Annotated in this window: 23 protein-coding genes; 8 read left to right on the top strand and 15 right to left on the bottom strand. The window is 70.7% G+C overall.

Features of this window, described 5'->3' with window-relative positions:
• Nucleotides 1–418: 418 nt before the first annotated feature.
• The 6 genes from ABD793_RS16565 to ABD793_RS16540 form a co-directional block, all read right to left on the bottom strand.
• On the bottom strand, nucleotides 419–658 hold the full coding sequence (locus ABD793_RS16565; protein WP_344860752.1) for an SbtR family transcriptional regulator: 240 nt from the start codon (nucleotides 656–658) through the stop codon (nucleotides 419–421).
• Nucleotides 564–854: a helix-turn-helix domain-containing protein gene (locus ABD793_RS16560; RefSeq protein WP_344860750.1), complete on the bottom strand. Its 291-nt coding sequence runs from the start codon at nucleotides 852–854 to the stop codon at nucleotides 564–566. Before ABD793_RS16560 ends, ABD793_RS16565 begins: the two co-directional genes overlap by 95 nt.
• Entirely contained in the window at nucleotides 851–1,132 is a 282-nt protein-coding gene (locus ABD793_RS16555) for a hypothetical protein (protein WP_344860748.1), read from the bottom strand. Before ABD793_RS16555 ends, ABD793_RS16560 begins: the two co-directional genes overlap by 4 nt.
• A 39-nt stretch (nucleotides 1,133–1,171) precedes the next feature.
• The gene (locus ABD793_RS16550; protein ID WP_344860746.1) at nucleotides 1,172–2,095 is read right to left on the bottom strand and encodes an NADP-dependent oxidoreductase; all 924 of its coding nucleotides are present in this window, start codon (nucleotides 2,093–2,095) and stop codon (nucleotides 1,172–1,174) included.
• A 98-nt stretch (nucleotides 2,096–2,193) separates the two neighbouring features.
• Complete coding sequence (locus ABD793_RS16545) at nucleotides 2,194–2,427, bottom strand: MerR family transcriptional regulator (RefSeq protein ID WP_425548712.1); 234 nt, start codon at nucleotides 2,425–2,427, stop codon at nucleotides 2,194–2,196.
• A 32-nt stretch (nucleotides 2,428–2,459) separates the two neighbouring features.
• A complete protein-coding gene (locus ABD793_RS16540; RefSeq protein WP_344860744.1) occupies nucleotides 2,460–5,267 on the bottom strand; it encodes a glycoside hydrolase family 2 protein in 2,808 nt (935 codons plus the stop codon).
• Between the two features lie 234 nt (nucleotides 5,268–5,501).
• Between ABD793_RS16540 and ABD793_RS16535 the strand changes: the two genes are divergently transcribed.
• Genes ABD793_RS16535 through ABD793_RS16525 form a run of 3 tightly spaced genes read left to right on the top strand, consistent with a single transcriptional unit; the run spans nucleotide 5,502 to nucleotide 7,775 of the window.
• Nucleotides 5,502–6,251 (top strand): GAF and ANTAR domain-containing protein, encoded by a 750-nt coding sequence (locus ABD793_RS16535; RefSeq protein ID WP_344860742.1) that lies wholly within the window; start codon nucleotides 5,502–5,504, stop codon nucleotides 6,249–6,251.
• 26 nt (nucleotides 6,252–6,277) lie between these two features.
• Nucleotides 6,278–7,009, top strand: a complete 732-nt coding sequence (locus ABD793_RS16530) for a GAF domain-containing protein (protein ID WP_344860740.1) — start codon at nucleotides 6,278–6,280, stop codon at nucleotides 7,007–7,009.
• Between the two features lie 25 nt (nucleotides 7,010–7,034).
• Nucleotides 7,035–7,775 carry an ANTAR domain-containing protein gene (locus ABD793_RS16525; protein WP_344860738.1) on the top strand — a complete coding sequence of 247 codons (741 nt, stop codon included), beginning with the start codon at nucleotides 7,035–7,037 and terminating at the stop codon, nucleotides 7,773–7,775.
• On the opposite strand, the gene ABD793_RS16520 is transcribed toward ABD793_RS16525, so the two are convergent.
• From ABD793_RS16520 to ABD793_RS16510, 3 genes are read right to left on the bottom strand one after another with little or no spacing between them, the layout of a single operon-like run.
• Nucleotides 7,756–8,274, bottom strand: a complete 519-nt coding sequence (locus ABD793_RS16520) for a hypothetical protein (protein WP_344860736.1) — start codon at nucleotides 8,272–8,274, stop codon at nucleotides 7,756–7,758. The two genes, ABD793_RS16525 and ABD793_RS16520, sit on opposite strands and share 20 nt — an antisense overlap.
• Nucleotides 8,271–9,593 carry a molybdopterin-dependent oxidoreductase gene (locus ABD793_RS16515; protein ID WP_344860734.1) on the bottom strand — a complete coding sequence of 441 codons (1,323 nt, stop codon included), beginning with the start codon at nucleotides 9,591–9,593 and terminating at the stop codon, nucleotides 8,271–8,273. The genes ABD793_RS16520 and ABD793_RS16515 overlap by 4 nt, the downstream gene beginning before the upstream one ends.
• A gap of 47 nt (nucleotides 9,594–9,640) precedes the next feature.
• The gene (locus tag ABD793_RS16510; protein WP_344860732.1) at nucleotides 9,641–10,648 is read right to left on the bottom strand and encodes a YncE family protein; all 1,008 of its coding nucleotides are present in this window, start codon (nucleotides 10,646–10,648) and stop codon (nucleotides 9,641–9,643) included.
• 102 nt (nucleotides 10,649–10,750) lie between these two features.
• Between ABD793_RS16510 and ABD793_RS16505 the strand changes: the two genes are divergently transcribed.
• The 5 genes from ABD793_RS16505 to ABD793_RS16485 all read left to right on the top strand — a co-directional run bounded on the left by ABD793_RS16505 (nucleotide 10,751) and on the right by ABD793_RS16485 (nucleotide 14,540).
• Nucleotides 10,751–11,119, top strand: a complete 369-nt coding sequence (locus tag ABD793_RS16505) for a hypothetical protein (RefSeq protein WP_344860730.1) — start codon at nucleotides 10,751–10,753, stop codon at nucleotides 11,117–11,119.
• A gap of 85 nt (nucleotides 11,120–11,204) precedes the next feature.
• On the top strand, nucleotides 11,205–11,864 hold the full coding sequence (locus ABD793_RS16500; RefSeq protein ID WP_344860728.1) for a glycosyltransferase family 2 protein: 660 nt from the start codon (nucleotides 11,205–11,207) through the stop codon (nucleotides 11,862–11,864).
• Nucleotides 11,861–12,514: a TIGR04282 family arsenosugar biosynthesis glycosyltransferase gene (locus ABD793_RS16495; protein ID WP_344860726.1), complete on the top strand. Its 654-nt coding sequence runs from the start codon at nucleotides 11,861–11,863 to the stop codon at nucleotides 12,512–12,514. The genes ABD793_RS16500 and ABD793_RS16495 overlap by 4 nt, the downstream gene beginning before the upstream one ends.
• Complete coding sequence (locus ABD793_RS16490; RefSeq protein ID WP_344860724.1) at nucleotides 12,511–13,149, top strand: class I SAM-dependent methyltransferase; 639 nt, start codon at nucleotides 12,511–12,513, stop codon at nucleotides 13,147–13,149. Before ABD793_RS16495 ends, ABD793_RS16490 begins: the two co-directional genes overlap by 4 nt.
• A complete protein-coding gene (locus ABD793_RS16485) occupies nucleotides 13,146–14,540 on the top strand; it encodes a hypothetical protein (RefSeq protein ID WP_344860722.1) in 1,395 nt (464 codons plus the stop codon). The genes ABD793_RS16490 and ABD793_RS16485 overlap by 4 nt, the downstream gene beginning before the upstream one ends.
• Before the next feature lie 51 nt (nucleotides 14,541–14,591).
• Here ABD793_RS16485 and ABD793_RS16480 read toward each other — a convergent pair whose 3' ends face one another.
• The 6 genes from ABD793_RS16480 to ABD793_RS16455 all read right to left on the bottom strand — a co-directional run bounded on the left by ABD793_RS16480 (nucleotide 14,592) and on the right by ABD793_RS16455 (nucleotide 22,000).
• Nucleotides 14,592–15,602, bottom strand: a complete 1,011-nt coding sequence (locus ABD793_RS16480) for a ferritin-like domain-containing protein (RefSeq protein WP_344860720.1) — start codon at nucleotides 15,600–15,602, stop codon at nucleotides 14,592–14,594.
• Between the two features lie 585 nt (nucleotides 15,603–16,187).
• On the bottom strand, nucleotides 16,188–16,577 hold the full coding sequence (locus ABD793_RS16475; RefSeq protein WP_344860718.1) for a histone-like nucleoid-structuring protein Lsr2: 390 nt from the start codon (nucleotides 16,575–16,577) through the stop codon (nucleotides 16,188–16,190).
• A 202-nt stretch (nucleotides 16,578–16,779) separates the two neighbouring features.
• Nucleotides 16,780–17,865 (bottom strand): acyl-CoA dehydrogenase family protein, encoded by a 1,086-nt coding sequence (locus ABD793_RS16470; protein ID WP_344860716.1) that lies wholly within the window; start codon nucleotides 17,863–17,865, stop codon nucleotides 16,780–16,782.
• A gap of 26 nt (nucleotides 17,866–17,891) precedes the next feature.
• The gene (locus ABD793_RS16465; protein ID WP_344860714.1) at nucleotides 17,892–19,685 is read right to left on the bottom strand and encodes a thiamine pyrophosphate-requiring protein; all 1,794 of its coding nucleotides are present in this window, start codon (nucleotides 19,683–19,685) and stop codon (nucleotides 17,892–17,894) included.
• 156 nt (nucleotides 19,686–19,841) lie between these two features.
• Complete coding sequence (locus tag ABD793_RS16460; RefSeq protein ID WP_344860712.1) at nucleotides 19,842–20,732, bottom strand: methylenetetrahydrofolate reductase; 891 nt, start codon at nucleotides 20,730–20,732, stop codon at nucleotides 19,842–19,844.
• The gene (locus ABD793_RS16455; RefSeq protein WP_344860710.1) at nucleotides 20,714–22,000 is read right to left on the bottom strand and encodes a PucR family transcriptional regulator; all 1,287 of its coding nucleotides are present in this window, start codon (nucleotides 21,998–22,000) and stop codon (nucleotides 20,714–20,716) included. Before ABD793_RS16455 ends, ABD793_RS16460 begins: the two co-directional genes overlap by 19 nt.
• Nucleotides 22,001–22,264: the final 264 nt, after the last annotated feature.

Below are 22,264 nucleotides of genomic sequence, written 5' to 3'. Positions count from 1 at the left end.
CCGGTCTCGCGCACGCGAACGTTGTCGAAGGGGACGCTGTTCCGGGCGTTCGGCAGCCGCGACGGCCTCCTCAACGCACCGTCGGACGCGAAGTTCGCTCCCGTGCGCGAGGCCGTGCAGGGGCCGGCGGCGCCGACACGGCCGGACAAGACGTGGCTCTACGAGCCGCTTTTGTCGCGATCGGCCGGGTTCCGGCCGGTCATGGCTCCCCTTTTCCTTGCTCGGCCGGACGCTCCGGCACAGACCGCGCGGGCCGGCCGAGCGACGGGAGACTTCAACGCGACTGACCGCACCGTGCCGTGCCCGCATGGCTGCGTCGGTTTCGTCTGGCACTGCACGGCGGAGGCGGGGATTGGGGCGTGTCAGTTGCCGGGCTCAGATCGCCAGTGGCGATGCGCCCGCCGGAGCGTGGGCCGATTCACCGGGTGCGCAGGCCGTCGATCATGAGGCTGAGGAGCGCGCCCGCTTCTTCCTTGACGTCGCCTGCTTCTTGCCCGGGGCGCAAGACTGAGTTCGCTGCTTCGAGCATGACCTCGTGACACCACGAGTTCAACCCGCCATGGTCATCGCGGAAGGCCGTTGCAAGCAACGCCTTGAGTCCAAGGTAGGTCGCGATGTGTGCGGTCATTGCGTGGAGCCACCCGATGAAGGCGTCCATGGGCGGCATGGACGCGACCAGCTCGCGTGCCTTCGTGGCGATGTCCTCGACTTGACCCCGGTGCGGCTTCAAGAAGCGAATCGCGGGTCGGGAAGTGCCGGTAGAGCGTGGCGTTCGTGACACCTGCACTGCGGGCGGTGCCGTCCAGCGATGCGTCGCCGCCGCGCTCTCCGAAGGCCGTCCGCGCCGCCGTCACGACGCGGGCTGGTCGTGGGCGGAGTGCGCACCTCGTTCGCCTGCTGGCGCTGGGTGATGTTCGTGAACGTGCCGATCGGAGTCCTCGTCGTCCTGTTCACCGTCGGCTACGTCCGGCACCCCGTCCGCCCGCGGGACTCCGGTGCCGCGTCCGGAATGCTCCAGGCGATGCAGCAGCTCGGTGGCTGCCTCGGGCTCGCGATCCTGGTCGCTGTGTTCGGCACCGCGAGTGAAGGCGTCGCCGACGGCATCGCCGCCGACACCACCGGGGTCGCTCATCGGACGACGGCTGCGCAATGTCGGTCGGCTGGGTCGTTCTCAGGCGACCTTGATGACGACCTTGCCCGGGGTGTGACCGTTTTCGACGGTGGCGAGGGCGGCCGGGGCGTCGGAGAGCGGGTGGACCGCGGTGATTACGGGGGCGAGGACTCCGTCGAGGGCGAGCTGGGCGGCCCGTGCCAGGTTCTCGCGGTCGAGGCGGCGCTCGACGAAACGCCCACCGAGGTCGGGCACGGACATGTCACCGACGGCGATGACGGTGCGGGGATCCCGGGCCAGTGGAGCGACCGTCCGCAGCGAGGTGCCGCCGACCAGATCGACGATCCCGTCGTAGCCGTCGGGAACCAGCTCGCCTGCCGCGGTGACGACGTTCTCGGCGGTGTAGTCGATGAACTGCACCCCGATGGCTTCGGCAGGCTCGCGTTTGGCGGCACTCCCGGTGCCGACGACACGCAGCTCGCGCCCGATGGCCAGCCGGGCGACGGCGAGGCCGACCCCACCCCCGACCCCGTTGACCAGGACCGTCGCACCGGCCGGGAGGCCGAGCTGGTCGAGCGCATCCACCGCGGTCGTCCCGGCCACCGGCAACGTTGCCGCCACGGTCGCGGACAGACCGGCCGGGATCCGCGCGGTGTTCGGCGCGGACAGCACCGTCGTCTCGGCGTAGGTGCCGGCACCGGTGAGCGCGAAGCCGAAGACCGCGTCACCCACCGCAAGCCCATCGACATCCTCCCCCAGGGCAAGCACGGTTCCGGCTGCCTCCATACCCAGCACACGGGGAAACGGACGCCCGCTGTCGAGCCCGGGAACCAGACCCGAGCGCAACACGTGGTCGAGAGGGTTCACACCGGCCACGGTGACCCGGATCAGCACCTCGCCGCGACCGGGCACAGGATCGGGACGATCGAAGAACTCCTGCACCTCAGGCCCGCCATACCTGCCGAAACCCCACGCCTGCCCCATCTTCTGCCGCCTCCCGGATGACCGGCCCGGTGCTTCCGGGCTGCACCGCCATCCTCACCGCTCACACCGATGTCAGGGGCAACCGGCTGAGGTGCAGGTCACAGCATCAGGCCGACCGTGCCACCGGTCCCGGGCCGTGCACAGCCCCGCCCGGTACGTGAACGTCCTCTCGACGACACCCGGTCACCAGGGACGTCCACACACCGCAGCACCGCCGCGCTCACCCGGCCGGACATCCCCGCGTCCAACAACCGTCGGATGAGCGACCCGCGCCGGACCGCGGCATCGGAATAGCGACGCTGCCCGGTGTCGGAGCGTGCGCTGGTCAGCAGGCCCTGTTCTTCTGGCCAAGCCAGGGTATCCCTTATCCGGCAAAGGTCTTGGTCGTCGGGTGGGTGGCGAGCGCCGGCTGGTTGAAGGTGACGGCGACTCCCCGGCCGTGCAGCCGCGAGGCCGGCTGGTCGATCTTCCAGCCGTCGATCCGGATGCCGAGGTTCCCGGTCTGCCGGGCTTGTTCGCCGCTCAGCCTTACCCGGACGGTGCTCGATTCGCCGGCCGCCAGGTTCAGGTAGTTGTCGCTGAACGTTGCCGGCAGCACGCGTTCGCCGGTCTGCGTGTCATACACCTGCAGGTGCACCGTCAACGCCACGGCGCGGCCGATGTTCGTGACTTCCGCGGTCAGCTCGAGGTCGTCTCGTCCGTGCTGTGCGGTGGCGGCGACCGAGACCGCGGCTGGTGCCGCGTCGTCGAGGCTGGTGAATCCGTTGGGCCGGGCCGGGTTTTCCACCCAGGAGAAGGTGCGGACGAGCTCCGTACCGTGTGGATCAGTGAGAGAAATCCGGACGAAGGCAATGTCGGTGGGCGAGGTCTTCAGTGGTGCGGCGAGGTTGCCGGCCACGGTGCGGTCGGCCGGTTTCGCCGCGGGCACCTGCCACGACGTGTCGGCGAACGCGGTGCCGTGCAGATCGTAGAGCGTGACCGCGACGGTGCCGCCGACGGCTGCTCCGGTGTGGTTGGCCACCACCACGTCGAGGCTCGCGCTGTCGAGGATTACGTTGATCCGCCGGCACGCGTGCTGAACCGCGTAGAAGGACGAATGCGCCTCGAGGTCGTGGCTGTACATCTGCCAGACGAAACTGGGCTGCGCGGGATGGGTCATCCACATGATGACGCCGGTACGCGGGTACGGCTTTCCCGGCGCGGTAGTGCCCATGTTCGCGGCGTGCGATTCGAAGATCGACCTGATGCATTCGTAGTTCATCAGCTGCGATTTGCGTGCGAAGTCCGCGAGGTTGCGCACTTCGCCGTACCGCTTCGCGGTGAGTGCGAGGTAGCCCGCGCCACCGTCGTTGCCCCCGTTGCCGTTGACGTCCCGGTCGGCCCAGAAATCGTCCGGATGCTCCCACGACTGCTCGGGAAGCATTTTCCGGATGAATTCCAGCGTCGGGATCGAATACGAGCCGACCTCGTTGTGGAACGGCGGCCAGTGCGTGCCGTCGCCTGCGGCGAAATGGGTTTCCGGGGTGACCCAGTGGTACGGGCCGCCCGAGCTGTACCCGGCGATCGGGTCCTTGCCGGTGTCCTCGGCCGAACTGGTCAGCACCGCCCGTTTCGGATCGAGTTCGGCGACCAGCGCGTCGAGCCCGTCGATGATCGGCTGCGGCGGTGGGCCCTCGTTGCCGCCGCACCACAGCAGGATCGACGGGTGGTTGCGGAAGGCGACGATACAGTCGCGGATGTTGGCCAGGTCCCGGTCGGCGTCCGCCGGGCCGGGACCTTCGGTCGAGGAGAAGAAGTCCTGCCAGACCAGGATGCCGTTTTCGTCGCAGGCATCGAAGAAATCCTCGGTGCTGCTCTGCCCGTTCCAGTTCCGGATCAGGTTGAGGTTGGCTTCGCGGTGCATCCGCACCTGCTCGAAGAGCCGCTCCCGCGGAATGCGCTTGAGCGCCTCGTCCAGGCCCCAGTTGCCGCCCATCACCAGGATCGGCTGGTTGTTCACGGTGATCGCCAGTGCGTCCACGGTGCCCTCATCCGGCGATTCGAGCGGTCTGCGGTACTCGATGCGCCGCACGCCGAAGTCCACGGTCCGCTCGTCGCAGACCTGCCCGCCGGACTCGACGCCGATCGTGAGCCGATAGCGGTAGGGCTCGCCGTATCCGTTGGGCCACCACAGTTTCGGCCGGTCCAGGTGCAGTGTGGACAGATCCGCCGGAGTGAGCGTGATCGACGAGGTGCCTGCCGCCACGGTGACCGGGTGCTCGAATCGACGGCCGGCCAAGGATCCTTTCAACAGTACGGTTCTGGCCGAGCCGAACGCGCTGTCGAAGGTGAGGCCGAGGGAAACGTCGGCGGTGCGCAGGTCTTGCGACAGCGTCGGATCGACGTGCACGTCGGCCAGCCGGACCGGACCGGTGGTGCACCAGCTGACCGGTTGCCAGATCCCCAGGTCCCGGTCGGGGATGGTGGGCAGCCAGTCCCAGCCGGCGGTGCAGAAGAACGTCGGCCCGTTCTTCAGGGTGATCCCGGTCGGCCCGCCGTTGCGCCCGCCGCGCGTGACACCACTGGCGTAGCTCGGTTTCAGCGGAGCCTCGGCGTAGTCCAGTTTCCCGATCAGCACGGCGAGGTACGCCTTGCCGTCCGCCTTCGCCACGATCTCCGTGACGTCGAAGACGCCGCGGGTGAAGGCACCTTCGACGGTGCCCACTTCGGTGCCGTTGAGCCAGATGGTCGCCAGGTAGTTGATGCCGCCGAAGTGCAGCCAGAACCGCTGTCCGGGGATGCGCCGCGGTAGGTCGAACGCGACCCGGTACCAGTAATCGGTGTCCTTGAGGGTGTCCGGGATCGTGTCGGTGACGATGTGGCCGTACAGCGGATCGGGATACTCGCCGCCGGCGATCATGCTGGTGAGCGGCGTGCCGGGTACGACGGCCGGCTTCAGGCCGGCGACCGGCTGCGCACTGGCCAGCCGGTCTCCGGACAACGCCGTCCCGTCGGCCGCGGCGTAGGTCCAGCCGCGGGTGATCTCGTGGCTGTCGATGTGCAGGGGCGGACCGGCCGCGGTGCCGCCCGGCGCAGCGCTTGCGGTGCCGGGCATCCCGAACGCACCGAGCGCGCCACCGCCTGCGATCGCGATCCCACTGGACAGGAACTGCCTGCGGTTCAACTGGGTCACGTCACTCCCGGTACTCGTCTGACATCGTTGTCAGCCTGCAGGTGAAATCAATGATTCGCAGGCGCCGATTCCTTTGTCAAGCGGCCGGGAACGGGTGCGGCCCAGCCGGCGGACGGTTCGGTGACAGGCCGGTTCGGTGCGGGTTACGGTGGATGGTGATCTTTCGGCTGTGGAGCTGCTCTTCCCATGGTGCGCGTAAGGCGCGGCGGGACGGTGCGGCGGGAAGTTGGCAGGGTGGAGGAACAACCGGCTACCGAACTGGGCCAGCGGCTCGTCAAGGCGCTCGGGGACGCGGCGCGCGGGCTGAGCGCCCGCTCGTCCGGCGGGCCGGAGCAGGTGCTGGAGTTGATCGTGGCCGGTGCGGTGCAGACCGTGCCGGGGGCCGAGCAGGCGGGCGTGCTGCTGCTGGCCCGAGACGGGACGGTGACCTCGCACGCGCCGAGTGACGAGATGGTCGCGCGGATCGACCGGCTGCAGGCGCAGCACCAGCAAGGCCCGTGTGTGACCGCGCTGTGGGAGCAGCACACGGTGACCGTCGACGATCTCGCCGGGGAAACCACCCGGTGGCCGGTGTTCGCGCCGGAGGCGCTCGCCTCCGGGGTGGTCAGCACCTTGTCGTTCCAGCTCTTCACCAGCGAGGACACGCTCGGTGCGCTCAACTTGTACTCCGGTCGGCGGGCCGGGTTCGACGAGCGGTCGCAGATGCTGGGCAGCCTGTTCGCCTCGCACGCGGCGCAGGCACTCGGCCGGGCGCAGGAGACCGAGCAGCTGCATCAGGCGCTGCTGACCCGCGATGTGATCGGGCAGGCCAAGGGCATCCTGATGGAACGGTTCGGGCTCGGCGACGACGCCGCGTTCGCGATGCTGGTCCGCAGTTCGCAGGACACCAACGTGAAGCTTGTCGACGTCGCCCGCTGGCTGACCACCGAGGGCAAGTCCCGGCACGAACCGCCCGATCCGGCGATCAGCACCGCGACGACCTAGGATCGGCTGCGGCAGGGTGATGGGGAGTGGTCGAGGTGACGGACCGGCGGCAGCGGTTCCTCGGCCTGCTGTCCACCGAAGGCAAGGCCGACCAGGGACAGCGGATGTCCCGGATCTGCGCGTTGTGCGTCGCGGAGCTGGTGGTTTCCGGGGCCGGCGCTACCGTGCTCAGCGAAACCCGGGACGGGGCGGGAACCGGTCCGCACCGGGCGCTGGTGCATGCCAGTAACGAGGTCAGCGCCGGTCTGGAAGATCTGCAGCTCACCGTCGGTGAAGGTCCCTGTCTGGACGCCTTCGCCCAGGGTGGCCCGGTGCTGATCCCGGATCTGGCCGCCGCCATCGGGCGGTGGCCCGCGTTCGGCCCGGCTGCGGCCGAACTGGGGGTGGCCGCGGTCTTCTCGTTCCCGCTGCAGGTCGGGGTCGTACGGCTCGGCTCGCTGGACTTCTACCGCGATCAGCCCGGTCCGTTGTCCCGCACGCAGGTGACCGACGCACTCATCCTGGCCGATCTGGCCACCTACGCGGTGATCGACCAGCTCGACGGGCATGCGGCGAGTGACCTGAGCTGGCTTGCCGATTCCCACATCGAGGTCCACCAGGCGGTGGGCATGGTGAAGGTCCAGCTCGGCATCACCAGCGACGCGGCCCTGTTGCGGATACGCGCTTATGCCTACGCCCACGAAGTGACGTTGGCACTGGTCGCCAGCCAGGTCGTCGCTCGGACACTACGGTTCCGGCCGGAGGAGGATTCTGCATGATGATCAGCGGAGAAAGGGGCGAGGTATGAGTACCACCCCGGACCAACGGCTGGCTCGCACGTTCGTCACGCTCGCCGACACCCTCGTGGCCGATTTCGACGTGCTGGACTTCCTCGCGCTGCTGGCCGAGCGCACCGTCGAGCACCTCTCGGTGGACGCCGCCGGGGTGATCCTCTCCGATCAGCGCGGGGGCTGGCGGCCCGCCGCCGGTTCTTCCGAGCGTGCCGATCTGGTGGAGCTGTTCGCCGCCCAGGCCCGCGAGGGTCCCTGTCTGGACTGCGTGGCCAGCGGGAAACCGGTCACCTGCGCGGATCTGCGCGCGGACACCGCTCAGGCGCGCTGGCCCGGGTTCAGTCCGGCCGCGCTCGGGTCCGGGTTCCGGGCCGCCTCCGCGGTGCCGATGCGGCTGCGGGAGCAGACCATCGGCGCGCTGACCCTGCTCAACCAGGAGCCCATCGAACTGGACGCGGACACGGTCGCGGTGGGACAGGCCCTTGCCGACGTCGCCACGATCGGGATCCTGCACCAGCGCGCCGCGGCCCGCGGCGAACTGCTTGCCGAGCAGCTCGAAGCCACGCTGCAGCAACGCACCGTCATCGAGCAGGCGAAGGGGGTTCTCGCCGAGGCGCTGTCCCTCGACATGCACGACGCATTCAGCCGGCTGCGCGAATACGCTCACGATCGGAAGCGGCGGTTGTCCGACGTCGCCCACGAGCTCGCCGACGGCACCCTCGACCCCGCGGACATCACCGTCGAGCACCACTGACCCGTCGACGCCCGCCTCGCTTCGGGCGCTCCCGGGCGCGGCGGGTGCGAACGAGGTACAGGACCGCGCTCAGCGCGAAGAATCCGGCGCTGAGCACCAGCCAGCGGGCGAGGAACGGTTCCTGGGTCTGTCCGGTGGCCGCGGTGAACGTGTCGCTGCCCTGGGCGATGATCCCGGGGAAGAACAACAGCAGCAGCAATCCCGAAGCCAGCAACGGGATCCGGACGTGGTTGACGACCGCGATCCGGCGTGGGCCGGGCTTCGGCTCGGGGCGTCGTCGTCCGGTGATCAGGCGGTCGGCGAGGGCGTAGAGCGGGAACAGCACGAAATCGTGCGCGATCACCGCACCCGCGAACCACAGTGCGATGTACGGCCACTGCGCGTCGGCGGAGAGGTTGATCGCGGCGTAACCGGCGAGGAAGAAGCAGCCGAGCAGGATCAGCAGATGCAGCGGGTGCGCCCCGTAGAGCCGCCGGACGGGCGCGAGGAGCCGGTTCATCGGGCGGCCCGGAAGTCGATGGCGGCAACCCATTTGGTGTTGTGGACCCCGGGCAGTGCGGGGACGATCACCCGGGCCGGGTAGCCGTGGTCGAGACTCAGGTCGGCCCCGTTGACGCGCAGTGCCAGCAGCGCGTCCGGGTGCCGGATCTGGTTGTCCTGCAAGAAAGCCTGCGCGAACGCACCGGCCCGTTCGAGCGAGGTCACGTGTGCCGAGCCGGGTTCGGGGACGCCGGCGAGCCGGGCCAGGTCGAGCAGCCGCACCCCGGTCCAGGTCTGGGTCGTCGACCAGCCTTCGACGCAGGCGATGGGCAGTTCGGCGGTGTGCTGCGGCAGTGCGGCGAGCGCCGGGCGGTCGAAGCTGCGCGGGCGGTCGCCACCGGTGAGGCGCAGCGCCCAGCCCGATCCGGTGGCGGTGGGCGTGATGGCCGCGGCGCGGGCGGTGCGGTTGATCTGGAAACCGTTCGGGCCCTCGCCGGGTTCGCGTCCGCGGGGCACGAGCAGCGCGGTCTCGCGGGCCACTCCGCCGATCGTCTGTCCGGCGGTCAGCACGAACACCAGTGCCGATCCGCCACCGACCAGCGCGAGTGCTCCTCGTCGGCTGACCGTCGGTGCCGTGGGAGCGCTCGGCGCGAGACCGTCCGGTTCGGACGGTTCCGGTGTGGTGTCGGCACGGCGGGTGCGCAGTTCGGCCCGCAGGGAACGCGAACGCAGCGCGTGCACCATCCGCGGGAGTTTGAGTGCGACGTGCACCGCGAACGCGCCGGTGAACACCCAGGCACCGTAGTAGTGCGCGGTGTAGAAGCTGAAGCCGAAGAGGTAGTCGTACTGGATGTTGAGCACGCCGGTGGCGATCTCGAACAGGATCCCGCCGACCAGCAGCAGCAGCGAGAGCCGTTCCAGCGCCTGCGCTGCGGAACGGGCCGGTGGCCAGGTGAACAGCTTCGGCACGACCGACCAGAGTTTCGCCAGCACCACCGGGATCAGCACCAGCCCGAGCCCGACGTGCAGTCCCTGGGTCAGCCGGTAGAGCCACGAGGGACCGGCGGGCCAGCTGAACAGCGGCAGCCGCAGCCAGCCCACGTCGGCGGGGAAGGCCTGTCCGAACTGCGGGCTGTAGGCGGCGTAGGACAACAGCCCGGTGATGATCACGACCGGGAGGCCGACCAGCAGCACCGAACCGAAAACCGAGGTGAGCCACGGCCCGCGGAGGGGACTTCGCCACGCACGGGCGGAAAACGGGCCACCGGGACGATGCCGTGCGAGCGCCCGCCACAGCCGCGCGGGGAAGCCGTACTCCGGCTCGTGGTCTTCCGGCATCCGGGTCCTCCTCCCGCTTCCGTGCTCTGGCGTCCACAAGGGACGCCTCAGCCGGGGTTGACGATTTCCACGGTTCCGTCGGCGGTTCCGGTGACGTAACAGGTTCCGGTCGTGGGATCCACCGCGACGGTGTTCGGCTGACGCACGGTCGCCACTGTGGTGAACACCTTCGGCGTTGTGCCGGCGAGGTCGATGCCCACGAGCTGGTTCTTCGCGGTCAGCGTGACCCACAGGCGATCGCGGGTCGCGTCGTAGGCGGTGCCGTACGGGGTGCCGGGCAGCGCCAGGCTGGTCAGTGCGTGCGCGGGCGCGGCGGGGTCGAAGAACCGGACCGCGTTGCCACGGGTGTCGATTACCGCGAAGTGCCCGCGACGGTCCACTGTGACGTGGGTGGGGCCGGCCCCGGCCGGAAGCCGGGCGGTGCGGGTGAGGGTGGCCGCGTCGTAGACGGACAGGTCGTTCTGCCGCACGTCGACCAGTCCGACCAGATTTCCCGCGGCGGCGAGCCCGGCGGGCTGGGTCACGTCGGTGAAGGTGTGCACCACTGTGCCGTTCTCGGTGACCGCGACGCTGCGGCCGAACTCGTTGGCCGAGAACATCCGGCCGTTGGCGGCACGCGTGGCATCGTGCGGGGAGGCGCCGGTTCGCACGTCGCCGGTGATCTGCCCGGACGGCAGGTCGACGGTGAGCAGCCGGTCGGAGTTCTCGTCGGGGACCAGTACCGGCCCACCGGGTGCGGCGAGCTGCAGGTGCCGCAGATGGCCGGGCAACGGCACTTTCCCGGTGACCCGCCCGGTTGTGCTGTCGAGCAGGGCAAGGCCGTCCGGATCGCGCACGCCGACCGCGACGCGGTGGGTGACCCCGTCGGCGACGATGCCCTCGGCCGCGGCGCCGGCCGGTACCACCGTTCCGGACGGTGCAGTGCCGGCCGGCGGTGCCTTGGCCGGTTCGGCCGCGGGCGGCGGCCCGGCTGCGGGGGTGGTGGGTGGCGGATCGGGTGCACTGCACGCCGTGGCCAGCAGGGTGATTGCCGCCAGCGCGGCTCGTTGTCGCATGCCCGCCCACGCTAGCCGCACCGGCTTCACCCGGTCCCCGTGTGTAAGCAGTCCGTAAGAAGGGAACCCCTGGCGAAATTCGATCCGCGGGCAGGGGGCGAAATGAGCGCAGTCGAGGTACTCCGGCCGCCCGCGAGAGCAGGGCGGCGGATCCGGATCCGCACGCTGGTCGCGGACCGCAGGATCACCGTCGCGGCCACCGGGTGGCTGACCGGGGCGGACGTTCCGGCGTTGGCCGCGGAACTCGGTGAAGCGGTCGAACTCTGCTGCGGGGTCGTGGTCCTGGACGTGCGAGGCTGCGTCGCGGACCGCGCCGCGATCGTGGCGGCGATGGCGGAGGCAAGCCGGTACCCGCCTGGTACGCGGTGCACTGTCCGGGTGGTCACCGATGACCGGACCACCGGTACTGCGCTGGACGCCGCGGGCATCGTCTGGCACACCTCATCCGGTCGCGAACACGGGTCGACCTAGTGTTTCCCGCCGGAAAGACCTTCAAACTCAAGGATTTTCCGCCGGCCTCACCCATCCACCGGCGGACCGGGAACGAAGGCCAGGTATGAAGCCAGAGCTGGACGTCATCCTGCCGTGCCTCGACGAGGAGGACACGGTGCCGGCGGTGCTCGCGGCGCTGCCGCCCGGCTGTCACCCGGTGGTGGTGGACAACGGGTCGACCGACCGCACCGCGGAGGTGGCACGAGCGCACGGCGCACGCGTGCTCACCGAGCCACGGCGCGGGTACGGAGCCGCAGTGCACGCAGGTATCCAGGGAGCACAGCGGGAGTACGTGGCCGTGCTGGACGCCGACGGGTCACTGGATCCGGCGGCGTTGCCAGTGCTGCTGCGCCCGGTTGCGGAGGGTACGGCGGACCTGGCGGTCGGCCGGCGCCGGCCGCAGGGGCGCGGAGTCCAGCCGTGGCATGCACGGGCGGCCAACGCGTCCATCGCGTGGCTGCTGCGCCGGCGTGGCGCCGCGGTGCACGATATCGCCGCCATCCGCGTCGCGCGCCGAGACGCGCTGCTCGCGCTGGATGTGCAGGACCGGGGCTTCGGTTACCCGCTTGAACTGCTGTTGCGCGCGGCACGGGCGCAGTGGCGGATCACCGAGATCGACGTCGACTACCGGGCGCGGGCAGGCGGCCGGTCCAAAGTGTCCGGTTCGATGCGTGGCACGGTCCGCGCCGCGCTCGACATGGCGCAGGTGGTGGTGCGCGGATGACCGCCGCCGTCGTTCTCGTGCTGGCCAAGGCGCCGGTACCGGGCCGGGTGAAGACCCGGCTCTGCCCACCGGCGACCCCCGAGCAGGCGGCACGCATCGCCGCGGCCGCGCTACTGGACACAATGGACGCCGTCCGGGCGACTCCCGGGGTCCAGCCGGTGATCGCGCTGGCCGGGGACCCGGCGGCCACCGGCATCGAGCACCTGCTGCGCGAGATTCCCGTGGTAGGGCAACGCGGAGCGTCCCTCGGTGAGCGCATTGCCGCCGCGCACGCCGACACCGCAGGGCTCTTCCCGGACACCCCGGTGCTGCAGATCGGGATGGACACCCCGCAGATCAGTGCCGGACTGCTCGGCGAGTGCCGCGACCGGCTCCGGCAACCGGGCACCGACGCCGTGCTCGGCCCCGCCGACGACGGCGGCTGGTGGCTGCTCGGCCTGCGCGATCCGCTCCGGGCAGTGGTTGTCACGCCGGTGCCGACGTCCCGTTCCGACACCGGCGCCCGCACCAGGCAGGCATTGGCCGAGCACGGTCTGCGCACCACCGACGTGCCCGCACTGGCCGATGTGGACACGATGCCGATCGCGCGGACCGTGGCCGCGGGTCTGCCCGGTTCGCGGTTCGCCGCCGCGGTGGAGCAGGTCCGATGAGCTGCACGGATTTCGACCCCGCGCTGACCGGCGACGCGCAGGTGCTGCAGCTGGACGACTGGCGCGTCGTCCCGCTGCAGATCGGCCGCTGGCACCGTCCCGCCGGTCGCGGCGACCGCTGGCTGCTCGACCGCTGCCATGGCCACACGCTCGACCTCGGCTGCGGCCCCGGCCGTCTCGTCGCCGCACTCGTCACCCGCGGAATTCCGGTGCTGGGCTTGGACAATTCCGCGGTCGCCATCGCGCACTGCCGGGCCCGTGGCGCCCCTGCCGTGCACGGTGACCTGTTCGAGGCGCTGCCCGACGAAGGCCGTTGGCATACGGTGCTGCTGGCGGACGGCAACGTCGGCATCGGCGGCGACCCCGTCCGGTTGCTGCGCCGTGCCGGTGGGCTCCTGACCGCCGGTGGCCGGTTGCTCGTGGAGACCACCCTGTCCGGACACGAACTCTGGCGCGGCAACGCCCGGCTCTTCGACCGCGCTCGCGGCCACGTCGGGCACTGGTTTCCCTGGGCATTGCTCGGCCTGCCGGCGCTGCCGGCCGTCTCCGCCGCTGCCGGGCTCCGGGTGCACGAGGTCCACTACGATCGGGATCGCTGTTTCGCTGACCTGCGTCCGTCCGCGGAGGCCGCATGACGTCCGGTACCTCAGTCGAGCCGCGCGAGGGCTTGCGCGGCAAGCGGTCGGGTCATCTTGCGGACGTGGCCGCGGTGGTACTGGCCGCCGGGCTCGTCGGTGCCGCCACCACCGTGGGGCTGGCCTACAACCGCCCCGGCGCCGGTGTCGTCATCTACGCCTACGCGCCGCCGCTGTTCGGGGATTGGCTGCCCCACGTCGGTCCCGGCACCCCGTTCGCGATCGTCCTCGCCGCCGCTGTCGTGCTGTGGGGCCCGGCGTTGGCGGCGCGGCTACCGTGGCGGCGCCTGCTGCTGCTCGGCTACGCCACCACCGTCGGGTGGACGATGGCGCTGGTCATGGTCGACGGCTGGGTCCGCGGTTTCACCACCCGGATCGCCACCGACAACGAATACCTGCACGAGGTCCCCAACATCCCGGACATCCCGGAGATGCTGCGGTCCTTCTCCTCCCGGATCCTCGAGGGCGCCCCGCATTTCTGGACCACCCACGTCGCGGGCCACCCACCGGGCGCGACGCTGGTTTTCGTCTGGCTCGACCGCATCGGGCTGGGCGGAGGCGCCTGGGCCGCCGCCGCGTGCGTGGTGGTGGGCAGCCTGGTCGCGGTGGCGGTCCCGGCCACCCTCGCACTGCTCGGCCGGCCCGATGCGGCCCGCGCCGTCCTCCCGTTCGCGGTGCTCCTCCCCGGCGCGGTCTGGATCGGTGCTTCCGCGGACGGGCTGTTCGCCGGCGTCACGGCGACCGGGATCGCCCTGCTGGCACTCTCCGTCGCAGCCTTCACGCACGGTCGCCGCTCCGCCCCGCTCGCCGCCGTGGCCGGCGGGCTGGTGCTGGGGTTCGGGATTTTCCTCTCCTACGGGCTGGTCCTGCTCGGCCTGGTCGCGGTCGCCGTCCTGATCGCCGGGCGGCAGTGGCGGACCGCGCTGATTGCCGCGGCCGCTGCACTGCTGGTGGTCGGCGCGTTCGCGGTGGCCGGGTTCTGGTGGCTCGACGGTTACCACCTGCTGGTCCAGCGCTACTACCAGGGCATCGCGCACCTGCGGCCCTATTCCTACTGGGTGTGGGCCGATCTCGCCGCGTTCGCGATCGCGTGCGGACCGGCCGTGGTGGCTGCGCTGCGCCGCACCGTGACCGGCGCGGTGCGCACCCGGCCGGTGCGCACGCTGCTGCACGATCCGGTGGTGCTGCTCGTTTTCGCCGCTGCGCTGGCGGTACTGCTCGCCGACGTGTCCGGTATGTCCAAGGCCGAGGTGGAGCGCATCTGGCTGCCCTTCGGGGTGTGGCTGCTGCCCGCCACGGCACTGCTCCGCCCGGGATCCCGGCGATGGTGGCTCGCCGCGCAGGCCGGCACCGCACTGCTGGTCAACCACTTGGTCCTGACCGGCTGGTGATGCGGGTGCGGCCGGACCGTCCGTGCGGACGGCCCGGCCGCACGGGATCCGTCAGCCGTTGGCGGCGCTGGCGTTGACCTCTCCGTTGACACCCTTGGGGAAGAATCCGCCGGAGGTGGCTGCCTTCGGGGTCAGGTAGACGATGTTGAGGACTTGGCCCGGCGAGCGGCTGTAGGCGACGCCGTTGGCGTCGGCGGGCACGATGTTGGCGTTGCCGTGTGCGTCGACCACGCCTTGGTCGTCGTCGGCAGGGCCGTCGAGGCTGTCGCGGGCGTCGGAGAGTTTGACCGAGGCCTCGCGCAGGTCGGAGCCGAGCAGACCGCTGCCGAGGAGCCCGCCGCCGCGCTGGTAGAGGGCGCTGCGGACGGTGCCGGCGTGATAGGCCTCCACGGCGAGGATGCCCGCGGCGGCTTCGAGGTAGGTCTTGTTGGTGATCAGCGGGGCGGCTCCCTTGTAGGCGGTGACCCCGACGTCTTCGAACAGGTACGCGGCGAGCAAGAAGTTCTCCTCGCAGGCGAAGGCGTCGAAGCTGTGGCCCTTTTTCACGATTCCGGCGGCCTGGGCGGCGGCGGTGAAACTGGCCTGCAGATCGATCTGCGGGCGGGACACCGCCGCGGCACCGAGCGCACTGCGCAGGAAAGCGACGTGTGCTTGTTCGTCGCCGGCGATCTCCCTGGCGAACTGGCGGGTGGCCTTGGTCTCGAATCGCACCGCGCGGCCACCGGTCACACCGCCCTGGTTGCCGGTGCCGGTCGCCATCGAGTCCGGCAACCCCTTGCCGGTGACGGCGTGCAGGTAGAACTCCGCTTCGAGGTACTCGAGGTTGAGCGCGAAATTGAGGACCGCGCCGTCACTGACCTCGGCGGCCTCCTGCTCGCGGGCCACGGGTGCTGCGTGGCGCAGTGCCGCGGCCGAGGCGGTGCCGGCGGTGAGGCCGCCGAGCGCACCGGCGCCGACGACCCCGAGCCCGGTCATCCCGGCCGCCCGCAGGAAGCGGCGGCGATCCTGGTCGTTTTCCGCGCTCCGGTTGATCATCGACGCGGCATAGCGTTTGCCAAACACGGATGAGCTCCTTCCCGCCCGCGCGCGTACGGCGGACGTGGCCCGCCACCGCGTTCCCGGCGGCGGGATGGATCCTTCGTGGACATTCCGCATTCGGTGCCGGGGGCGCAGTGGATGGCCCGTCTCCCCTGAACGGGTGAGTGGGGCTCGGTGCCGCGAAAAACGCTGTCGGTACCCGCTACCCGGAGGTAGTAAACGTCGGCGGAGGCAGCAAAAATACTTGTTCTCTCCGCTGGTCCGGCGGACGGCGCGGCGTCGAATTGCCGCCGACGTTGCGCTCCGGATGTGCCTCGGCGGCGGCCCGTTCCCGCCGGAAAATCCACAAAGGACAGCAGATCGGGAAAGCGCGATCATGCACAAGTACGTGCGAAACAGCCGGACCGCCGCACGCACCTCCGGCGGTGAGTCCGGTGCCGCAGGCGTCACCGGTGTTCGAGGCATCGGCCGGCCGTCGCGGACACCCGGCGCACCGTCCGGCGGTTGCCGGGCCAAAATGCGAAAGTGGGGCGTCGGGATGATTCCCGGCGCCCCACTCTCGTGGTGGCTGGAGGCCGAAGAACACCGGGCGGTGTTCTTCGGGTCCGGTTACTTCGCGGCGGCCTTCTTCGTGCTGCGCTTGCGCCGGGGCTTTTCCGGCTGCTGCTGGGCCTCGTCGTATGCGGCGGCCACCTCGCTGGGGATCCGGCCGCGCTCCGAGACCGCCCAGCCGTTGTCGATGGCCCACGCCCTGATCGCACGGGACCGTTCGCGGTCCGCCTGGGTGGGTGCGGTGCTGCTGCGCGGTCCGGTGGTCTTGCGGCCACCGACCCGGCGGGCGGCCGCGATGTAGGCGGCGAGGTCGTCGCGCAGATTGCCGGCGTTGTCGTCCGAGAGGTCGATCTCATAGGTGACGCCGTCGAGTCCGAAGGGGACGGTCTGGCTGGCCTCGGAGCCGTCCAGGTCGTCGACCATCCGGACGAGAACCTTCTGAGCCATGATGGTGATTCCTCCTCGGAATCGGGGAAACAATTCTGGCGGACTATAGCAGGGCGCCATTGTGCCTGATGGACGAAGTGCCCGCGGGTGCGCTCGGGCGGTGCGCGCAAACCTCTGCGAACCGGCCCGGGTGGCCGTCCACCGGGGTTTTCCGCCCCGTATCGGGCTGCGGAAAGCGGCCCGGCACTCCGGCCGGACCTGATCACGAAGTTCCGCTGGAGTCCCGAGCGGGCAGCAGCAGCGGACCGTATTCGTCGAGCGCCTTGTCCATGGACAGCAGGATGTGCGTAAAGGCCGTCTCGAAGTCCCGCCGGATTCGCTCGACCGGGTTCTGCCGCACCGGGCCCTGGCTGCCGAACACCGCCAGGCTCAGGGAAACCGCTTCGCGCAGCTCTGCCGCTGCGCGTGCGACGAGCAGCCGGACCCGGGCCCGTGCGGCCGCGTCCGGACCGGGCGCACGGTCGAGCTCCCCGGCCAGCGCCCGCAGGAGGACTCCCGCACTCTCGACCGCACCGGCGGCCCTGGCCAGGGTTCGCACCGACTCCGCCGGGGGCTGCCGTTGTGCCAGCCAGGTAGTGGTGTGCTCCAGTGCGGCCTCGGCCATGCCGAGCAACGGCGCGGACAGCACGACGTGGGCGGCCGGCAGGAACGGCCGGCCACCGGGGGAACCGGTCTCCAGCGCGGTGATCGGCAACACCCGGGACGCGGGGACGAATACGTCGTGCAGCACGACCGTGTCGCTGCGGGTCGCCCGGAGCCCGATCGTGTCCCAGGTGCGTTCGACGGTCCCCTCTTTGATCGGCAGCACCGCGAGGACCGGCGCGGTACCGTCCCGCCGCGCGGCGAGCACCAGCCACCGGGCGTGCCGCACGCCGGACACCGGGGTCCACCGTCCGGTCACCGTGATCCCGCCCTCGACGTTGCCGGCGGTGCCGCACTGCGGCAGGCTGCTCGCGACTGCCGCATCCGGCTCGCTGCCCCACACCTCTCGCCGCGCTTCGCCGGGCAAGGCCGAGGCGAGCAGACCGCTGCCGGAAAGGATCATCGTGACCCACGCAGTGGAGCTGCAGCCGTGCGCGAGCGTGCGGTGGACCTCGAAAGCCGTCGCGATGTCCGCACCCCGGCCGCCGTCGGACGCCGGTACTTCCAGGTTCGTGAGACCGCGGGCGCGGATCGCGTCCGCGACGACGTCCGGCAGGTCGCCGGTCCGGTCCGCCTCGACCGCGTGCTCGCGCAGCAGGGGCACCAGCCCTTCGGCCACTTCCACGAAGGACTGCTCGATCGGCACGGTCCCAGGTTACTCCCGGCCGGTGGTCAGTTGTTCTTGCCGGGCAGAAACTCTTGCATTTTCGTCTTGATGCCTTGTGCGACGAGGTGCAGTGCGTCCGGATCGCCTTTGAGCACCGCTTCGGCGGCGGATTTCATTTGTTCGAAGGTGGCGTGCGGCGGGATCGGCGGGACCTCCGGGTCACAGCGCACGTCGAGCACGGCTGGGCCGTCGGCGTTGAGGACGGTGTCCCAGGCCGGGCCGAGCCGGCCGGGTTCGTCGACGGTGACTGCGGTCAGGCCCAGTGTGCGGGCGAAGCCGGCGTAGTCGACCTCGGGCAGGCTTTGGGATTCTTCGAATTTCGGTGCGCTGCCCATCGCGCGGAGTTCCCAGGTGACCTGGTTGAGGTCGTTGTTGTGGAACACGCAGATCACGCAGCGCGGGTCGCTCCACAGGTGCCGGTAGCGGGTGATGGTGATCAGCTCGGCCATTCCGTTCATCTGCATGGCGCCGTCGCCGACGAGCGCGATCACCGGCCGGTCCGGGTGCGCGAATTTGGCGCCGATGGCGTAGGGCACAGCGGGGCCCATGCTGGCCAGGGTGCCGGACAGGGAGCTGCGGATGGTCCCGCGGATGCGGAGGTTGCGGGCGTACCAGTTGGTGGCGGAACCGGAGTCCGCGGTGACGATGGCGTTGTCCGGGATCCGGCGGGACAGTTCGGACACGACGGCCATCGGGTTCACCGGCTCGGCCTCGACGGAGGCCTCGCGTTCGACGGTTTCCCACCAGCCGGCGGTGTTCTTCTCGATCGTCTCGCGCCACGAACGGTCGGTTTTCCGGGTCAGCTTGGGCAGCAGGGCGCGCAGCGTGGCCGACGCGTCGCCGACGAGGTTGACCTTGGTGGGGTAGCGCATGCCGATGAACCGGCCGTCGAGGTCGATCTGCACTGCGCGGGCCTGTTCGAAATCCGGCAGGAACTGGCTGTAGGGGAAGTTGGCGCCGACGATGAGCAGAGTGTCGCAATCGCGCATCAGCTCGTAGCTGGGGCGGGTGCCGAGCAGTCCGATCGCGCCGGTGACGTAGGGCAGGTCGTCGGACAGCACGTCCTTGCCCAGCAGCGCTTTCGCGACTCCGGCGCCGGTGGTCTCGGCCAGTTCGCGGACTTCGGCGGCGGCGGCGCGGGCACCTTGCCCGACGAGGACGGCGACCTTCTCCCCGGCGTTGAGCACGTCCGCGGCCGCATCCAGTGCCCGGTCCGACGGGACCGGGCAGGACCATTCGGTGCCCGGCGGGCTGGAGGGCACGTGCTTGAACACGTGCTGCGGCGGGTGGTACTGCTCTTCCTGCAGATCTGCCGGGATGATCAGCGCGGTCGGGCTGCGCGAGGCCTGTGCCGAGCGGATCGCCCGGTCGAGCGCGTTCGGCAGCTGTTCGGAGACGTTGACCTCGACCAGGTATTCGGCCGCGACATCCTTGTACAGCGACTGCAGATCGACTTCCTGCTGGTAGCTGCCGCCCATCGCACTGCGTGCGGTCTGCCCGACGATCGCGACCACCGGGACGTGGTCGAGTTTGGCGTCGTAGAGCCCGTTGAGCAGGTGGATCGCGCCGGGGCCGGAGGTGGCCATGCAGACGCCGGCCTGTCCGCTGAACTTCGCGTAGCCGACCGCGGCGAAGGCGGCCATCTCCTCGTGCCGGGTCTGCACGAACCGCGGCTGGTTGTCCGCTTTCCCGAACGAGGCGACGATCCCGTTGATGCCGTCCCCCGGGTAGCCGAAGACCTGCTGCACACCCCATTCACGCAACCGCTGGAGCAGGTGGTCACCGACCGTCTGAGCCATCAGAACTCCTCATCCGCACCTCGGGATTTCCTTGCGGATACCCGATTCCGGACGAGCTAGGCGTACGGGTCGCCGCGACTTCGCGGGACGAGCTGCTCGACGGTGTCCACCCGGCCGGTACCCGCCTGCGCGAGGCGGAGCCGGCCGCTCACCGGCTCAGCCCGGGTTGACGGCAGGCCGGGCGAGTACGGCACGCACGCGCGTCACGAGGTCCGGTTGGTCCGAGCGGGAGAGCAGGATGCCCTGGGTGTGGCCGGCGATGGCGGCCGTCGCCTCGACGGCGATCTGCTTGCCCTCCTCGGCGGCCCCGTCCGCCGCGTGTTCGAGGCGGCGCAGCAGCTTCACCGGCAGACATCCCCTGGCCAGCTCGTGGTGGAGGAGTTCGGCCTCGGCGGCCGAGCGCAAGGCGTGCACGGTCGCGATCACCGGGACGTCGCCGTCGACGACCTCGAGCAGCGGTTCGAGTGCTTCCGGGCGGTACACCGGGCTGGTCACGACGAAGTGCGCACCGGCGTCGATCTTGCGCCGGATCCGGGCCCGGTCGGCGGCGGTAAGCCTCGGCACCGCGCGGATCCGGACGCCGATGTCGAACCGCGTCGGGGTCTCCAGGCGCAGGCCGTGCCGGTCGATGCCCTCGTTCAGCCTGCCGAGCAGTTCGATCAGCTCGACCACGTCGACCGCCCACCGGGCATCGCCCCACTGCGCCCGGTCACTGGGCGCACTGCCGTTTCCGCAGACCAGGCGGGTGACCCCGCGGGCGTGCCCGCCCAGCAGATGTGCCTGCAACGCCATCACGGTGCGGCTCCAGGTGGTGACCGTGGCGACGCTGGGGACGCCGGCCCGGCCGAGGCAGGTGGCCGCGAGGTCGATCGCCTGGTTGGTGCTGGTGTAGCGGGAGCGCTCCGGCCCCGAGGTCGCCGTGACGACCAGGTCGGCTCCGGCGTCGCGCACCGCGGCCGCCGCGGCCGCGGCCTGCTCGCGGTCGTCTTCGCCCGGGACGACGTAGGCACCCAGCAACGGCGCTTCGTTCACGATGCGGTCGCGCACCCGTCACCACCCAGTCCGTTGCGGATTTCCAGCGCCAGCTGAACCGCCAGCCGGTCAGGGTAGTAACCGAGGTCCAGCCCGGCGATCTCCTCCGCGCGACGGACCCGGTAGGTGACCGTGTTCGGATGGGCGTGCAGCAGCGCGCCGGCACGCTGCGGGCTGCCGTTCTCCCGGAAGTAGACCGACAGCGTTTCGCAGTAGCCGGTGCCGTTGGCCCGGTCGTAGTCGAGCAGCGCGCCCAGCACGTGCCGGGTGAACCGCCCGAGTTCGGCCACCTCGCGCACCTGGGCGAGCAGCCGGTGCACCCCGAGATCGGCGAACACCGTGACCTCCGGCAGCCCGGGGAAGGTCCGGCCGATGTCCACCGCCCGCCGGGCCTGCCCGTACGAGGTGCTGATCCGGACCGCCCCGGTGTGCGGATCGCTGAGCCCGGCGATCACCCGGACACCGGGGAACCGTTCGGTCACCGTCCGGTGGCAGAGCCGGGCCAGTCCGGTCAGCATCCCGGCCAGCCCGGCGTCGTCGTCGCCGGGTACCAGGGCCACCACCTCGGTGCCGCGGTTGACCACCGTCGCGATCGGACACCGGGTGGCGATCAGGTGCTCGACGAGTTCGGTCACCGCCGGGACAGCTGCGCCGGTCGGCGACTCCACGGCAGTCAGCAGCACCCGCTGGCGGTGCCCCGGTTCGATCCCGAGGTGCCGGGCCCATCCGTCGATATCGGCCTCGGTGCGGTCCCCGACCAGGACCAGCCCGTCGAACAACTCCCGGCGGGCACGTCCCGCGGCGATCGCGACGACCCGGCGGCGACCGAGGATCACCGCACTGACCATGGCCGCGTGCTCGGTGACCATGATCCGGGTGTCCTCGCCGGTCTCGTCCGCGTCGTGGCCCGCGGTGAGCAGGTAGGCCACCGAATCGTCGCCGACCAGGATGGGGGCCACGACCAGCGAGACGGCGGCGGCGCCGAAGGCGGGCAGGGAGAGCGCGCGGCGCATCCGGGCGGCAGCGGAGATCAGCTGGGAAACAGCTTCCTTGTCGGTCTCCAGCGCCTCGCCCAGCAGGTCGGCCTCGCCGCGGTCCGGGCCGCCGCTCAGCGCCAGCACCGTCAACGCGTCGTCCACCACCGCCGCCCACACCCCGGCCCGGCCGGCGACCAGAGCGACCACCTGGCCGAGATCCCCGTCCGCGGTGGCCACGCTCGACAGTTCACTGCACAGCGCGACGACCTGGTGCAGGTCCATTGCCGAGCCGTCCGGGAACGTCATCGGGCCATCCGTCCACAGTGGACCGCGGAGGTGTGGCCGTGCGGGCGGGGTCGCCGCGGCGGTCGGAGGAGCCACATCGGGAGTCGATTCTTCGGAAGGAGTCCGGGCATCGGTTGGTCTCAACCTTGATACCACTCCGGAAAGCCGCAGGCCAGTGTCCTGGGGTTTTGTGTTCGAACACAACTTGCCTACCTCGGGTCTTGGTGTCGAAGACCGTGCGCCGGGCACCGGTCTCTTGCGAACGTGAGCGCAGCGCCGGAGATC

Source organism: Amycolatopsis ultiminotia (assembly GCF_039536925.1).
In the GTDB taxonomy this organism is placed as follows: Bacteria; Actinomycetota; Actinomycetes; order Mycobacteriales; family Pseudonocardiaceae; genus Amycolatopsis; species Amycolatopsis ultiminotia.
Note: the sequence above shows the minus strand (reverse complement) of the source record. Positions and strands in the feature narration are given on the sequence as shown.

Bases quoted from the DNA above. Each gene is read 5' to 3' on its own strand.
- ABD793_RS16565 (WP_344860752.1), bottom strand. From the start codon at position 658: ATGGACGCCTTCATCGGGTGGCTCCACGCAATGACCGCACACATCGCG.
- ABD793_RS16555 (WP_344860748.1), bottom strand. From the start codon at position 1,132: ATGAGCGACCCCGGTGGTGTCGGCGGCGATGCCGTCGGCGACGCCTTC.
- ABD793_RS16550 (WP_344860746.1), bottom strand. From the start codon at position 2,095: ATGGGGCAGGCGTGGGGTTTCGGCAGGTATGGCGGGCCTGAGGTGCAG.
- ABD793_RS16525 (WP_344860738.1), top strand. From the start codon at position 7,035: ATGAGTACCACCCCGGACCAACGGCTGGCTCGCACGTTCGTCACGCTC.
- ABD793_RS16520 (WP_344860736.1), bottom strand. From the start codon at position 8,274: ATGAACCGGCTCCTCGCGCCCGTCCGGCGGCTCTACGGGGCGCACCCG.
- ABD793_RS16515 (WP_344860734.1), bottom strand. From the start codon at position 9,593: ATGCCGGAAGACCACGAGCCGGAGTACGGCTTCCCCGCGCGGCTGTGG.
- ABD793_RS16510 (WP_344860732.1), bottom strand. From the start codon at position 10,648: ATGCGACAACGAGCCGCGCTGGCGGCAATCACCCTGCTGGCCACGGCG.
- ABD793_RS16505 (WP_344860730.1), top strand. From the start codon at position 10,751: ATGAGCGCAGTCGAGGTACTCCGGCCGCCCGCGAGAGCAGGGCGGCGG.
- ABD793_RS16500 (WP_344860728.1), top strand. From the start codon at position 11,205: ATGAAGCCAGAGCTGGACGTCATCCTGCCGTGCCTCGACGAGGAGGAC.
- ABD793_RS16495 (WP_344860726.1), top strand. From the start codon at position 11,861: ATGACCGCCGCCGTCGTTCTCGTGCTGGCCAAGGCGCCGGTACCGGGC.
- ABD793_RS16490 (WP_344860724.1), top strand. From the start codon at position 12,511: ATGAGCTGCACGGATTTCGACCCCGCGCTGACCGGCGACGCGCAGGTG.
- ABD793_RS16485 (WP_344860722.1), top strand. From the start codon at position 13,146: ATGACGTCCGGTACCTCAGTCGAGCCGCGCGAGGGCTTGCGCGGCAAG.
- ABD793_RS16475 (WP_344860718.1), bottom strand. From the start codon at position 16,577: ATGGCTCAGAAGGTTCTCGTCCGGATGGTCGACGACCTGGACGGCTCC.
- ABD793_RS16465 (WP_344860714.1), bottom strand. From the start codon at position 19,685: ATGGCTCAGACGGTCGGTGACCACCTGCTCCAGCGGTTGCGTGAATGG.
- ABD793_RS16455 (WP_344860710.1), bottom strand. From the start codon at position 22,000: ATGACGTTCCCGGACGGCTCGGCAATGGACCTGCACCAGGTCGTCGCG.